The organism is Micromonospora sp. NPDC127501 (genome assembly GCF_040302185.1).
Taxonomy (GTDB): Bacteria; Actinomycetota; Actinomycetes; order Mycobacteriales; family Micromonosporaceae; genus Micromonospora.
Map to the genome: position 1 here is coordinate 94,671 of NZ_JBEORJ010000007.1, position 13,512 is coordinate 108,182.

At 70.7% G+C, this 13,512-nt stretch carries 12 protein-coding genes and 1 pseudogene; 9 read left to right on the top strand and 4 right to left on the bottom strand.

Annotated features, from left to right (window positions below; genetic code table 11):
* Window positions 1-6: 6 nt before the first annotated feature.
* Complete coding sequence (locus ABTW72_RS18005) at window positions 7-1,212, bottom strand: low temperature requirement protein A (protein WP_350860111.1); 1,206 nt, start codon at window positions 1,210-1,212, stop codon at window positions 7-9.
* 113 nt (window positions 1,213-1,325) lie between these two features.
* Between ABTW72_RS18005 and dnaG the strand changes: the two are divergent.
* A pseudogene (dnaG, locus tag ABTW72_RS18010) lies at window positions 1,326-3,231 on the top strand (DNA primase).
* Window positions 3,232-3,768 (top strand): hypothetical protein, encoded by a 537-nt coding sequence (locus ABTW72_RS18015; RefSeq protein ID WP_112675791.1) that lies wholly within the window; start codon window positions 3,232-3,234, stop codon window positions 3,766-3,768.
* Between the two features lie 9 nt (window positions 3,769-3,777).
* Here ABTW72_RS18015 and ABTW72_RS18020 read toward each other — a convergent pair whose 3' ends face one another.
* Window positions 3,778-4,797, bottom strand: coding sequence for a TAXI family TRAP transporter solute-binding subunit (locus ABTW72_RS18020; protein ID WP_350860113.1), 1,020 nt, complete (start codon window positions 4,795-4,797; stop codon window positions 3,778-3,780).
* Window positions 4,794-6,908: a TRAP transporter permease gene (locus tag ABTW72_RS18025; RefSeq protein WP_350860115.1), complete on the bottom strand. Its 2,115-nt coding sequence runs from the start codon at window positions 6,906-6,908 to the stop codon at window positions 4,794-4,796. Before ABTW72_RS18025 ends, ABTW72_RS18020 begins: the two co-directional genes overlap by 4 nt.
* A gap of 300 nt (window positions 6,909-7,208) precedes the next feature.
* Between ABTW72_RS18025 and ABTW72_RS18030 the strand changes: the two genes are divergently transcribed.
* Entirely contained in the window at window positions 7,209-8,141 is a 933-nt protein-coding gene (locus ABTW72_RS18030) for an ABC transporter ATP-binding protein (protein WP_350860117.1), read from the top strand.
* Between the two features lie 200 nt (window positions 8,142-8,341).
* Window positions 8,342-8,881 carry a glycoside hydrolase family 113 protein gene (locus tag ABTW72_RS18035; protein ID WP_350860119.1) on the top strand — a complete coding sequence of 180 codons (540 nt, stop codon included), beginning with the start codon at window positions 8,342-8,344 and terminating at the stop codon, window positions 8,879-8,881.
* A 120-nt stretch (window positions 8,882-9,001) separates the two neighbouring features.
* Here the strand turns inward: ABTW72_RS18035 and ABTW72_RS18040 are convergent, their stop codons facing one another.
* Window positions 9,002-9,238 (bottom strand): flavin reductase, encoded by a 237-nt coding sequence (locus ABTW72_RS18040; RefSeq protein WP_350860121.1) that lies wholly within the window; start codon window positions 9,236-9,238, stop codon window positions 9,002-9,004.
* Between the two features lie 266 nt (window positions 9,239-9,504).
* On the opposite strand from ABTW72_RS18040, the gene ABTW72_RS18045 reads away from it, so the two are divergent.
* The 5 genes from ABTW72_RS18045 (at window position 9,505) to ABTW72_RS18065 (ending at window position 13,447) form a co-directional block, all read left to right on the top strand.
* A complete protein-coding gene (locus tag ABTW72_RS18045) occupies window positions 9,505-10,293 on the top strand; it encodes a helix-turn-helix domain-containing protein (protein WP_350860123.1) in 789 nt (262 codons plus the stop codon).
* A complete protein-coding gene (locus ABTW72_RS18050; protein WP_350860125.1) occupies window positions 10,284-10,475 on the top strand; it encodes a DUF397 domain-containing protein in 192 nt (63 codons plus the stop codon). Before ABTW72_RS18045 ends, ABTW72_RS18050 begins: the two co-directional genes overlap by 10 nt.
* Before the next feature lie 253 nt (window positions 10,476-10,728).
* Complete coding sequence (locus tag ABTW72_RS18055) at window positions 10,729-11,517, top strand: ABC transporter permease (RefSeq protein WP_350860127.1); 789 nt, start codon at window positions 10,729-10,731, stop codon at window positions 11,515-11,517.
* Window positions 11,518-11,550: 33 nt separating this feature from the next.
* Complete coding sequence (locus ABTW72_RS18060; protein ID WP_091408985.1) at window positions 11,551-12,360, top strand: ABC transporter permease; 810 nt, start codon at window positions 11,551-11,553, stop codon at window positions 12,358-12,360.
* A 64-nt stretch (window positions 12,361-12,424) separates the two neighbouring features.
* A complete protein-coding gene (locus ABTW72_RS18065; protein ID WP_350860129.1) occupies window positions 12,425-13,447 on the top strand; it encodes a YihY/virulence factor BrkB family protein in 1,023 nt (340 codons plus the stop codon).
* The last annotated feature ends 65 nt before the right edge of the window (window positions 13,448-13,512 follow it).

A 13,512-nucleotide genomic window follows, 5' to 3' on the forward strand; every position in this document is an offset into this window, starting at 1 on the left:
CGCCGCTCATCCCTCGGGTGTGTTCATCTCCCTGCCGGCCCGGGCGAGACGCCGGCTGACCAGGACGGCGTACCCGACGACGGCCAGGGAGAGCAGCGACAGCATCAGCCTCGGCTGGTGCACGGTCGCGGTGATCAGGCTGACCGAGACCACCCCGTAGACGGCGATCGCCAACCGGGCACCGCTCGGCCGTGTCCACAGCCAGTACAGGGCAAGGCCACAGAGCGTCCAGATCACCATCGAGGCGCCCAGCAGCAGCCGCAGCTCCAGCGGCAGCCGGTCCGCGTTGTCGTCGATCAGCCGGACCACCTGCCCGAGCGCCCAGCCGAGCAGCAGCAGGGCACCGCCGAGCGGAATGTGCAGGTAGCTGTACGCCTGCCCGCCACGTAGCCGTCGCTGGAGGAGGCGGGTGGTGACGAATGTGGTGTAGACCCACCAGACGGCCGCCGGGATGAGGAAGGCCAACGCGGCGGTGAGGATCATGTGTGGCGGGGGATGGTCCGGCACGGCGAAGAGCAGGCTGGCCAGCGCGCTGCCCAGCACGATGATGGTGAACTGGCCGATGCGTTCCGGCAGGTGCCTGTTGTCCACCGGCCAGCGGTTGAGCCAGCGCACCCCGACCCAGGGCGTGGCCAGTTCGATCACCATCGCGATGATCCAGAGGACGATCCGCAGCTCGGTGGGCACGGTCAGCGACACCAGCCAGATCAACCAGCCCGACCCGAAGCCGATCAGATAGACAGTCGTCACCATCCGGGCCATCGGGCTGGTCGGGCGGGCGCGCAGGTACAGCAGGAGCAGCACACCCCGCACGATCAGGTACCCGATGGGCAGGAGCACGCTCTCCGGGACCTCGTCGACGCCGAGGGTCATCGCTCCCGCGCCGACCAACGCGACAAGCACCAGCAGTCGGTGCAGCGCATCGTCCGGATCGAACCGGGTGTCGTAGTACACCTGGCCCATCCAGGCCCACTGGATCACCACGAAGAGCCCGATCACGGCCAGCACGGCCGTCGGCGACGGGCTCGGCTCGTCGCCCAGCCGGCGCACCACGGCCGCCAGCGCGTACACGAAGATGAGGTCGAGGAAGAGCTCCAGCCAGGTGGCGTGCCGGTGGCCGGCCTCGTCCGCCTGCGGGGTCTGCCCGGGTAGCCCCATCCGATCGGCCAGCCATCTCGGCAGGCGGGGGGCTTCGGTCCGTACCCGGCGCATCTGGTCATGGTCCCCGTGCGGACCCGGCCTGCGGGCCGGAACCGCCCAGCCGGCAGCGGCCGCCGCCACACCGGCGTCCCCCGGCCGGCGTGTCGTCAGTAGGGCAGGGCAGGATGTACGGCGAGGGGGTGGCGCATGGCTGGGCGGATCCGGGACGAGGACATCGCACTGGTCCGGGAACGCACCTCGATCGGGGATGTGATCTCCGAGACCGTCACCCTGAAGTCCGCCGGCGGCGGCAACCTCAAGGGCCTGTGCCCGTTCCACGACGAGAAGAGCCCGTCGTTCAACGTGTCTCCGGCCCGCAACGTCTGGTACTGCTTCGGCTGCGGGGCCGGCGGGGACGCGATCAAGTTCCTGATGGACGCCGACCACCTCAGCTTCGTGGAGTCCGTCGAGCGGCTGGCCGGCCGCGCCGGCATCCAACTGCGCTACATCGAGGACGACAAGGGCACCCCGCGCCCCCGCCCGCAGCAGGGGCAGCGGCAGCGACTGGTCGCCGCGCACGCCGCCGCCGTCGAGTTCTACCGCGCGCAACTGAGCACCGCCGGCGCCCGGCCGGCACGGGAGTTCCTGGCGCGACGGGGCTTCGACCGGGCTGCCGCCGAGCGCTACGGCTGTGGTTTCGCACCGGAGGGTTGGGACCCGCTCACCAAGCACCTGCGCCAGCAGGGCTTCACCCACCAGGAGCTGGTCACCGCCGGGCTGTCCCGGGAGTCCCGTTCCGGCACCCTGATCGACCGGTTCCGCCGCCGGCTGCTCTGGCCGATCCGCGACCTCGCCGGCGACGTGATCGGCTTCGGCGCGCGCAAGCTCTTCGACGACGACGACGGCCCGAAGTACCTGAACACCCCCGAGACGCCGATCTACAAGAAGTCGCACGTGCTCTACGGCATCGACCAGGCCAAGCGGGAGATCGCCAAGCAGGGTCGGGCGGTGATTGTCGAGGGTTACACCGACGTGATGGCCTGTCACCTGGCCGGGGTGACCACGGCGGTGGCGACCTGCGGCACCGCCTTCGCCGCGGACCACATCTCCGTGCTGCGTCGACTTCTGTTCGACAGCGACGAAGTGGCCGGCGAAATCATCTTCACCTTCGACGGTGACGCCGCCGGGCAGAAGGCCGCGCTGCGCGCCTTCGAAGACGACCAGCGCTTCGTCGGGCGCACGTTCATCGCGGTCAGCCCGGACAACATGGACCCGTGCGACCTGCGGCTGGCCAAGGGCGACCTGGCGGTGCGTGACCTGGTCGCCCGGCGCGAGCCGCTCGTCGACTTCGCGCTGCGACACGTGATCAGCCGCTTCGACCTGGACACCGTCGACGGCCGGGTCGAGGCGATGCGGCACGCCGCGCCGCTGGTCGCGCGCCTGAAGGACCGGGAGAAGCGCCCGGAGTACGTCCGCAAGCTCGCCATGGACCTCGGCATGGAGATCGAGCCGGTGCAGCGGGCGGTGCTCGCCGCCGGCAACACCGCGCCGTCCGGCACCCGCGAGGCCGCCCCCGCCGCCCGGCCAACCCCGGCCCGCCCCGAGCCGGCGGCGGTGGACAGCCCGCAGTCGATGGTCGAGCGGGAGGCGCTCAAACTCGCCCTCCAGCAACCGGTCCTGGCCGGGCCGATGTTCGACGCGGTCGAGGCCACCGAATACCGCCACCCGGTGCACGTCGCGGTGCGTACGGCCATCGCGGCGGCCGGTGGCGCCGCGTCGGCGACCGGCGGCGCGGTCTGGATCGAGTCGGTCCGCGACGCCTGCGACGACCTGGCGGCCGCGGCGCTGGTCGGTGAGCTGGCCGTCGAACCACTGCGCATCGACGGCGAACCGGACCCGCGCTACGTGTCGATCACCATGGCCCGCGTGCAGTTCGGGTCGGTGACCGCCCGGGTCCGGGACCTCAAGTCACGCATCCAGCGGATCAACCCGGTCAACAACAAGGACGAGTACTTCGCCGCCTTCGGTGAGCTGCTGTCCCTGGAGCAGCACGCCCGGGCGTTGCGCGAGCAGGCCGCGGGAGGCCTCTAGATGGGACTGTTCAGCCGCAAGCCGAAGCTGCCGCCGGCCGACCGGCCGCCGCTGACCGCCGACGAGCGGGTGCTGGCCTGGGCCGCCGCCGGCAACGGCGAGGGCGACGGGGTGGTGGTCGCCACCAACCTCGGGTTGTGGTTGCCCGGTCGAGGGCACCGGCTCGGTTGGCACACCATCCTCAAGGCGGTCTGGTCCGGCCGGGAGCTGACCGTCACCCCCGCCGAGCCGCTCGTCGAGCGGGACGGCTACACGGTGGTCGCCGACGGTCCGGCCGAAACGTACCTGCTGCTCGACCCGGGGGAGTTGCCGCACCAGGTGCGGGCTCGGGTGACCCGTTCGGTCGCGTACACCGAGCACCAGCCGGTGCCCGGCGGCGCCGCTCGGGTCGCGGCCCGGCGCGTGGCCGGGGTCGACGGTCTGACCTGGACGGTCCGACTCGACCCCGGCACTCCGGCGGACGACGAGGCCCTACTGGCCGAGACCGACCGGCTGGTCGGTGTGGCCCGCGCCGCCACCGCGCCGGCCGACACCTGACCGGCCGGGTCAGTTCGCGCCCAGGTCCTTCAACGCCTTCTCGGCGCCGCGGTGCAGCGGCACCGGCAGGGTCCTGCGGGCCTTGTCCAGCGAGATCCCCTTGGCCGCCGGGTTCGCCTGGGCCAACACGTCGCGCTTGTCGAACACCGTCCGGGTGATCGCGCAGGCCACGTTGGCGTCCAGGTCCTTACGGACCAACAACACATTGGGTACGACGATCGTCGGGGTGTCGGCCGCCGTTTTGTACGCGTCCCGGCCGATCGTGCCTTCCTGGTAGCCGGGGCTCAGCGCGGCCATCTTCGGCAGCAACGGCGAGATGTCGACGAACTTCACCGAGTCGCCGGCCGTGGTGAACAGGTCGGTGAGACCCCCCGTGGGCAGACCGCCGGACCAGAAGAAGCCGTCGACGCTGCCGTCCTTGATCCCCTCGACCGTCTTGGTCAGGTCCAGTCGCTGCGCCCGGATGTCCTTGGCCGGGTCGAGGCCGGCGGCCTCCAGCAGCCGGTTGGCGATCACCTCCGTACCGGACTTCGGTGAACCGGTGGAGATCCGCTTGCCGCGCATGTCGGCCACCGAGGTGATACCGGAGTCGTTGCGGACCACCACCTGCGTGTAGTTGTCGTAGATGCGGGTCAGCGCCTCCACCGGCTGCGGCGCGGTGAAGCTGCCCTTGCCCTCGACCGCGTTGACCGCCGTGTCGAACAGGGAGAACGCCACGTCGTACTGGCCACCGACGAGCTGTTCGATGTTCTGCACCGAGGCGCCGGTCTCGGCGGCGGTGCCGGTGAGCTTGCCGCCGGTCGACCCGGACAACTGCCCGGCCAGGGCGTTGCCGACCACGTAGTAGACGCCCGTCGCGTTGCCGGTGGCGATGCCGACGCGGGTTTCCTTGGTCACCTCGCAGGTGACCTCGCTGGCCGTGTCGTCAGTGGCCGCGCCGCCCTGCTGACCTCCACAACCCGCGGTGCCGACGGTGACGAGGGCGAGCACGCTCAGGCCCGCCGCGAGCCGTACGTCGATTCGTCTCACAGTTGTTCCTCCACAGGATTGGCTGGTGATCCGGACGATGGCCGACCGGCGGATCCACGTCGGACGAACACACCCGCCGCCGCGACGGCGGCCAGCGCCACGCCGACCGTGACCGGCACGGGTTCGAGCCAGAGCACTGTGACGCCGGCGAGGGCGCCCAGCACCCGTTCTGGAGCGCCGGCCGGGCCCACGCCGGGCAGCCAGCCACCGGCGGCGACGGCGAGCACCGCCACGCTGAGCGCGGTGACTGCGGCGGCGAAGGCGATCCGCTGGACGCCGCCGATGCCGAGCAGACCGAGGCCGGCCGGCGTGATGACGAACGCGATCGGGGTCAGGTACGCCGGCAGCGCGTACCGCAGGGTCTGCCACATGGTCGGCACCAGCCGGCCGCCGGTGACCGCGGCGGCGGCCACCGCGGCGAGCGCTGTCGGTGGGGACACCTCGGACAGCACCGCGAAGTAGAAGACGAACATCGCCGCCGCCGGCGCGGCGACGCCCAGGTCGAGCAGGGCCGGACCGACGATCACCCAACCGATCACGAACGACGCGGTGACCGGCACGGCCAGGCCCAGCAGGCTCAGCGCGACGGCGGCGAGCAGCGCGGTGAGCACCAGCACCAGCGTCGGGTCCGAGGTGGCCGCCTGCGCCCCGCCGATCAGCAGCGCCGCCGCCTGCGGCCCGAGGCCGGTCTTCGTGGTGGTCGCCGTGATGATGCCGGCGGCGGCGCAGACCGCGGTGACGGCGAGGACGCCGCGTACGCCGGTGACGAGCGCGGTCACCAGCCGGCCCGGGGTGAGTCGGAGCGCGCGGTCCTCGTTCCTGGGGGCCAGGAACGACAATGCGACGGTGAGCACGATGGCGAAGACGACAGCCCTCGTCGCGGACACACCGATCGCAAGGAACACGATGATCGCGATCAGCGAGGCGAAGTGATAGCCGAACCGGGCCAGCAGACGCCAGGGCGAGTCGACGTCGATCACCACGGGGCGTACGCCGGACCGGCGAGCGTCGATCTCCACGGCGAGCAGGATGCCGAGGTAGTAGAGCACCGTCGGTACCGTTGCCCAGCCCAGCACCTGGAGGTATGAGACGCCCAGGTACTCGGCGATGATGAACGCCGCCGCGCCCAGGGTGGGCGGGGAGAGGATGGCGCCCACCCCGGCCGCGGCCAGCATGCCGCCGGCCCGCTCCGGCGGGTAGCCGGCGCGGCGCAGCAGCGGCCAGGTGACCGCTCCGATGCTCACCGTCGTCGCCGCACCGGAGCCGGAGACGGTGCCGAGCAGGAAACCCGAGGCCACCGCCGTCCGGCCGGCGGCGGTACGGGAACGTCGGAACGCCGCGGCCGACAGTTCGACGAAGAACCGCCCGGCCCCCGACAACTCCAGCACCGCGCCGTAGATGGTGAACAGCACGATGTACGAGGCGGCCACGTCGAGCGGCGTGCCGTAGAAGCCGCTGTCGGAGTTGTAGAACGCGTCGATCAGTTGACTGAAGTCGAGCCCGGCGTGCGCGACCGGCCAGGACTGCGGCAACAGCCCGCCGTAGTAGCCGTAGCCGAGGAAGAGCAGGCAGACCGCGGGCAGGATCCAACCGGTGGTGCGTCGACACGCTTCGAGCAGCAGGAGCAGCAGGACGGTGCCCAGCACCAGATCCGTCGGCGCCAGCAGGCCCTGCCGATCGAGGAACGCGTTGTAGCCGCCGCCACCGCTGCCGATCCGGATCGGCAGAATCGGATAGAGACAGGCCGCGACGGCCAGGACGACCAGAGCCCAGTCGGTCACTGTGGGCCCCGACGACCCGAGTGCCCGGGTACGCCTGTCGCTGTCGATGGCCTCGGCGCGGTTGGCGCGTCGTCGCCGGGCGCGTAGGCGGGCCGGCAGCCGCAGGTCGGCCGGGTAGGCGAGGAAGACCAGCGGGAGTACGCCGGCCAAGAAGATGATCAGGTAGTACTTGCTGCCCTGCGACAGAGGGCGGAACACCTGCCACAGGGCGAGAGCGCCGACCGCCAGCGCCGCCATGGTCAGGAGCAGACCCGCCGGCCCGGAGAGCACCCGTCCCGGCTTCTCGTCCTCGAACTGGGCGGCCAGGTCCCGAGTCGCCCGCTCGGCCACACTCGGGTCGGGCTCTCCCGCGTCGGGCTCCGTCGGCTCGATTTCCGGTCGTGGACGGGGTGGCCCGCCGCCGGGGCTCGCTGCGGACCCACCAACGGGAGAGTTGGCTGGTCGGGCAGGTGACGGCGAACCATCGGGCGAGCTGATGGGCGACACGAAGGGACGATACACGTCGATTGGCTGACGGGTGGGGCATCGATCGGTGTTTCGCCCCCGGTGGTACGGACACCGGGGTGATCGGCCGGTCGCCGGCGGATATTTGCGTGGAGGGCTGTCGGACCTGGCGGTTAGGGTCGGGCGGTGACTTCAGGGCGACCACTGATTCAGGCTCGCGGGCTGGTGAAGCGGTTCGGTGATTTCACCGCTGTGGACGGCATCGACGTCGAGGTTCGCCCGGGTGAGGCGTTCGGCTTCCTCGGGCCCAACGGCGCGGGCAAGTCGTCCACCATGCGGATGGTCGGCTGCATCTCGCCACCCAGCGCAGGTGAGCTGCGCATCCTCGACATGGATCCGGTGGCGGACGGGCCGGCGATCCGGGCGCGTCTCGGGGTGTGCCCCCAACTGGACAATCTCGACCCGGAGCTGACCGTCCGGGAAAACCTGACCGTCTACGCCCGCTACTTCGGCATCTCCCGCCGGGCGGCCCGGGAGCGCGCCGCCGAGCTGCTCGACTTCGTCCAGCTCACCGAGCGGGCCGACAGCAAGGTCGAGCCGCTGTCCGGTGGCATGAAGCGTCGGCTGACCATCGCCCGCGCGCTGGTGAACGATCCGGAGATCGTGCTGCTCGACGAGCCGACCACCGGGCTGGACCCGCAGGCCCGGCACCTGGTGTGGGAGCGGCTGTTCCGGCTCAAGCAGCAGGGCGTCACGTTGGTGCTCACCACGCACTACATGGACGAGGCCGAGCAGCTCTGTGACCGCCTGGTGGTGATGGACGGCGGCCGGATCGTCGCGGAGGGCTCGCCCCGCGCGCTGATCGAGCAGCACTCGACCCGTGAGGTGGTCGAGCTGCGCTTCGCCGCCGAGTCGCAGGAACCGTTCGCCGGCAAGCTCGACGGGTTGGGGGAGCGGGTCGAGGTGCTGCCCGACCGGGTCCTGCTCTACGTGCCCGACGGGGACGCGGCGGTCGCCGAGGTCACCGCGTTGGGGCTCCAGCCGGCGAACGTGCTGGTCCGGCGCAGCGGCCTGGAGGACGTCTTCCTGCACCTGACCGGCCGCACCCTGGTCGACTGACCGGCCAGAGAGGATCGTTCGCGGCCCAGCCCCGCCATATTTCCGCCATACCGCCCCGGGCCTCCGCTTGATCGACTCGGCTTCCTGGAAGTCGGGGTGATACGGCGGAGCGGACAGCCCGATTTCCTGAAACCCGAGTCGATCAGGCACCGGCCAGGACCGTAGGGTGACGGCGGTCTGTCGTAACTTGGGGGAGTTTCATGTCTGATCTGGTGACCGCCAACCGACGTCAGGCCGGGCTCACCGCCCTCTACCTGGGCATCTTCGCGATGGTCTGGTTCAGTGTGCCGGCGGCGGAGCAGCCGCTGCGTGCCCTGCTCGTGGTGGGCAGCATCGTCGCACTGCTCACCGCCGTGCTGGGCGGTGTGCTGTCCTCCCAACTGCGGGGTGCCGGCAGCCCCCGGGACCGGGCCGCCGACCGTCCGTACCTGCTCATCGTCGCGGCCGAGTTCGTCGCCGCCGGGCTGGGTGCCGCAGTGCTGGTCGCCGCCGACTGGTCCGAGTACGTTCCGGTGCTGGTCTGCCTGGTGGTCGGTCTGCACTTCTTCCCCCTCGCCCCGCTCCTGCGGGATCCGTTGCTTCGTCCGCTCGGTGCCGCGCTGTGCCTGGTGGCGGTGGCGGGCCTCGTCACCGGCCTCGCCTCGACGGTCTCCGCCGGGTTGGTGGTCGGCGGCGGCGCGGGAGTGCTGCTGCTCGGGTACGCCGTGCAGGCGCTGGTCCGCGCGTACCGGCCGGCCTGACCGGCCCACCCCGCCCAGGTCGACCCGGTCCGACCATTGACGGTGCAGCGGTTCGATCGTTGGCAGCTCAGCAGCAACCGTTCCGGCGTGTCGAGCTGCTGAGCTGCCAACGATCACCGCTCAACGGGCTCTGGCCCAGGTGATGAATCGGTCGGTCAGTCGGTCGTGGCGGGCCTGGCCGGGGAGGTCCCCGGCCGCCTCGTGCAGCAACATGGCGAGGTAGATGAGCAGGCCGATGCGGTCCTCGCGGTACTCGCCGAGCAGCGCCAGTCGGGCCGGCGAGCAGGGCCACGCCGCGCCGCAGACCCGACAGCGCCAGGACGGGCGTGCCGCTACGTGTGGGCGGTACCGCGGCATCAGTGCCCGCCGCCGTGATGAGCCAACCAGGTCAGTGGCACGAGGGAACCTCCATCGGGTGGGTGGGAGCGCCCCGGATCGGGGGTCACGGGGCGCTCCCGGCCTGGTTCCGCCCGCCGTCTGATCCCGTGAACGGTTCCGCTGCGTGACAGTCTGGTGAGGACCCGACTACGGTGGGAGGTTCCGCACGCCGACGACCAGCGCGTACGGCAACCGGCTCGGCTCGGTACGGGAATGTACGGGGGTTGTCCGTGGAGAGTTCGTCCATGCTGGAGCACTTCGCCGAGGAGCTGCGGCTGGCCCGGGCCGCCAACGGGATGTCACAGGCCGCGCTGGCCGAGGCGTTGAGCTATTCCGGGGCGCTGGTCGCCAAGGTGGAGACATCCGAGCGTCGGCCAAGTCTGGACTTCGCCCGCCGGTGTGACGCCGTGTTCTCAGCCGACGGTCGGTTCGAACGCATCCAGCGGCGGATCAGCCGGGAGGCAGTGGTGCCGTGGTTCCGCGACTGGGCCGGCATCGAGCAGGAGACCACCGCGCTGCGCTCGTTCGAGCCGCTCTACGTGCCGGGCCTGGTGCAGACCGAGGGTTACGCCCGCGCCATCCTGGCCGGTGCCGGGCTCTTCGCGGCAGACGAGGTCGAGCAGCAGGTGACCGCCCGGCTCGACCGGCAGCACGTGCTCACCCGGGACCGGCCACCGCTGCTCAGCCTGGTCGTCGACGAGTACGCGCTGCGCCGCCACGTCGGCGGGCAGGAGGTGATGCGCGAGCAGTTGCGTCACCTGGTGAAGCTCGGCTCGGCCCTGCCCCGGCTCCGAATCCAGGTCGTGCCGCTGTCGGCCGGTGCGTACGCTGGGCTCGATGGTCCCTTCGTGATCGCCACCACCGCTACCGGTGAGGACGTCGTCTACCTGGACGGGCAGCGCCACGGGCAGGTCATCGACCGGTCCGAGTACGTCAGGCAGATGGTCGAGGTGTGGGAGTCGATCCGGGGTGAGGCACTATCGCAGCAGCAGTCCCTCGACCTGATTGCGGAAGTGGCGGAGACATGGAGCTGACCGGCGCCCGGTGGCGCAAGAGCACTCGCAGCAACGGCAGCGGCGGCAACTGCGTGGAGGTTGCCGGCAACCTGCCTGGACTGGTGGCCGTCCGCGACTCCAAGGACCCGGCCGGCCCCGTGCTGGTCTTTGCGCCCGGCGCGTGGCGCGCGTTCGTCGGTTCCGACGCCGTCCGCCGATAGCTGGTGCGGTGACCACTGACGTTCACGGGGCTCAGTCAGGGCCAGATCCACTCGGCTTTCGGGAAAGTGGGGCATCAGGGCGGCTCTGACACCGCGACTTCCTGAAAACCGAGTCGATCAACGAGCGGGGCCCAGGGCGACGCGGCGAAACCCGGGCGACACGTCGGCGGGGTCGTCGTAGGGTGACCGGCGGTCTGTCGTACCCCCGGGGTAGACAGGTCGTGGTGGCCGGTGCGGTGGGCGGGGTGATCGGGTGAGTGCGGCGGGATCGGCGCGGTTCCCATGGGTGCCGGCGTACGCGGTGTTCGAGCACTACCTGGTGGGTCTGCGGCGCACCTGGCGGGCCGGTGTGTTCTCCTCGTTCCTGCTGCCGGTGCTGACCGTCCTCGGGTTCGGGGTCGGCGTCGGCGCCTACATCGACCAGGGCGTCGACGGCGTGCGTTACCTCGACTGGCTGGTCCCCGGGCTGATCGCCTCGACAGCGCTCCAGGTGACCGTCGGCGACTCGACCTGGCCGGTGTTCAGCAACTTCCAGTGGGTCAAGACCTACTTCGCGCAGGGCGCGTCGCCGCTGCGGGTGGGTGACATCGTGGCCGGGCACCTGGCCTTCGTGCTGTTCCGGGTGCTCACCACGATCGTGGCGTTCCTGCTGGTCACCGGGCTTTTCGGGGCGTTGCGGTCGCCGTGGGCGGTGGCCACCCTGCCGGTGGTGGCGTTGCTCGGGCTGGCCGTCGCCGCGCCGACCTTCGCGTACGCCGCGTCGGTGTCCAGCGACAGTTGGCTGGCGATGCTGTTCCGGTTCGCGGTCATTCCGATGACGCTCTTCGCCGGGGTGTTCTTTCCGGTCGAGTCGTTGCCCGAGGCGCTGCGCTGGCTGGCGTACGTGACGCCGTTGTGGCACGCCGTGGACCTGTGCCGCGCGGCCACGCTCGGCGTCGCCCCACAGTGGTCGGTGGTCGGGCACCTGCTCTACCTGGCCGCCTGGGCGGTCGCCGGCTGGTTGCTGGCGGTGCGCGCGTTCCGTCGCAAGCTCGTCGTCTGAACAGCAACCCGAAGAGCAAGCAGAGAGGGTGTCGTGGTCACGCTGATCCTGCCCCGGCTGGTCGACGTCTCCGCCGCGTCCCGGCGGTCGGCGTCGGTGGTCGGGCGCAACGTCGCGGCGCTGAAGTCGGTCTACTGGCTGCTGTTGCTCTCCGGCTTCGTCGAGCCGCTGCTCTACCTGCTCTCCATCGGGGTGGGCGTCGGGGCGCTGGTCGGCGACCTGCCGCTGCCCGACGGGCGGCTGGTCTCGTACGCCGAGTTCGTGGCTCCGGCGATGCTGGCCTCCTCGGCGATGACCGGGGCGCTCGCGGAGACCACCTTCAACTTCTTCGGCAAGATGAAGTACATGAAGCTGTACGACGGGATGATCGCCACCCCGGTACGGCCGTTCGAGATCGCCGTCGGCGAACTGGGTTGGGCGATGCTGCGGGGCAGCGCCTACTCGGCGGCGTTCCTCGGCGTGATGGTCGCGCTGGAGTTGACCAGCGTCACCCGGGCGCTGACCGCTCTCCCGGCCGCGGTGCTGGTCGGGTTCGCGTTCGGGGCGCTCGGCATGGCGATCTCCACCTTCATGCGTAGCTGGCAGGATTTCGACCTGATGGGCTCCGCGCAGTTCACGCTCTTCCTCTTCTCCGGCACCTTTGTGCCGGCGCAGGCCTACCCGACAGTGCTGCACTGGCTCGTCGAGATCACCCCGCTGTACCGGTCGGTGCACCTGATCCGGGGGGTCGCGTTGGGCAGTGGTGGTTGGCTCTGGCTGCTCGACGTGCTCTATCTCCTGGCGATGGTGGCGGTCGGCCTGCTGGTGGCTTCTCGCAGAATGGCGAGGTTGCTCTACAAGTAGGGGTTATCTGCGCCCGCCGACGGGGCATGTCCGGAGGCGACACTGCCGACCAGGAGGAGGGGCGATGGCCTCGGACGAGTCTTCCGCCCAGCGTGAGCGTGATCCCGCCACCACGCCGGTCGGGCCCGACGCGGGCCCGGACAGCCCCACCGACCTGCCGGGCAGCGGCTGGAAGGCGGCGTTGCGCCGGACGATCAGCGAATTCCAGGACGACAGCCTCACCGACTGGGCCGCGGCACTGACCTACTACGGGGTGTTGTCCATCTTCCCCGGGCTGCTGGTGCTGATCTCCCTGCTCGGCCTGCTCGGCGAGAGCGCCACCGAGGGCGTCAAGGACACCGTCAACCAGGCGGTCCCGAACGACAGCATCCAGCAGATCATCACCGATGCGATCGGCACCGCGGACCAGAACGGTGGCCTCGCCAGCATCGCGGCGATCATCGGTCTGTTGGCGGCGTTCTGGTCCGCGTCCGGCTACATCGGTGCGTTCATGCGGGCCTCCAACACCATCTACGACGTGCCGGAGGGCCGGCCGATCTGGAAGACGCTGCCGATCCGGCTCGGCGTGACCGCGGTGGTCGGAGTGCTACTGCTGGTCAGCGCGGTGATCGTGGTCTTCACGGGCCGCCTCGCCGAAACTGTGGGTGACGTGATCGGGCTCGGCTCGACGGCCGTCACGGTGTGGGACGTCGCCAAGTGGCCGGTCCTGCTGATCCTGGTCAGCCTGATGTTCGCGATCCTCTACTGGGCCTCGCCGAACGCGCGGCACGGCGGCTTCCGCTGGGTCAGCCCGGGTGGCGTGCTGGCCGTGGTGATCTGGCTGGTGATCTCCGGCCTGTTCGCCTTCTACGTGAGCAACTTCGGCTCGTACAACAAGACGTACGGAACGCTGGCCGGGGTGATCATCTTCCTGGTGTGGCTCTGGCTGAGCAACATCGCGATCCTGCTGGGGGCGGAGTTCGACGCGGAGTTGGAGCGTGGCCGCGCCATCTCGGCCGGCCACGCGGTGGACGACGAGCCGTACGTCGAGCTGCGCGACGACCGCAAGCTCAAGAAGAAGCGCAACCAACGCGGTTCGGTCGGTTGAGGCGACGCGTCCCTGGCTGCCGGGCCCGTGCCGGCCCGGCGGCCAGGGACGCTCCTGTTGTGGAG

Bases quoted from the DNA above. Each gene is read 5' to 3' on its own strand.
- ABTW72_RS18035 (WP_350860119.1), top strand. From the start codon at position 8,342: ATGTCTGATCTGGTGACCGCCAACCGACGTCAGGCCGGGCTCACCGCC.
- ABTW72_RS18050 (WP_350860125.1), top strand. From the start codon at position 10,284: ATGGAGCTGACCGGCGCCCGGTGGCGCAAGAGCACTCGCAGCAACGGC.
- ABTW72_RS18065 (WP_350860129.1), top strand. From the start codon at position 12,425: ATGGCCTCGGACGAGTCTTCCGCCCAGCGTGAGCGTGATCCCGCCACC.
- ABTW72_RS18045 (WP_350860123.1), top strand. From the start codon at position 9,505: ATGCTGGAGCACTTCGCCGAGGAGCTGCGGCTGGCCCGGGCCGCCAAC.
- ABTW72_RS18040 (WP_350860121.1), bottom strand. From the start codon at position 9,238: ATGCCGCGGTACCGCCCACACGTAGCGGCACGCCCGTCCTGGCGCTGT.
- ABTW72_RS18015 (WP_112675791.1), top strand. From the start codon at position 3,232: ATGGGACTGTTCAGCCGCAAGCCGAAGCTGCCGCCGGCCGACCGGCCG.
- ABTW72_RS18005 (WP_350860111.1), bottom strand. From the start codon at position 1,212: ATGCGCCGGGTACGGACCGAAGCCCCCCGCCTGCCGAGATGGCTGGCC.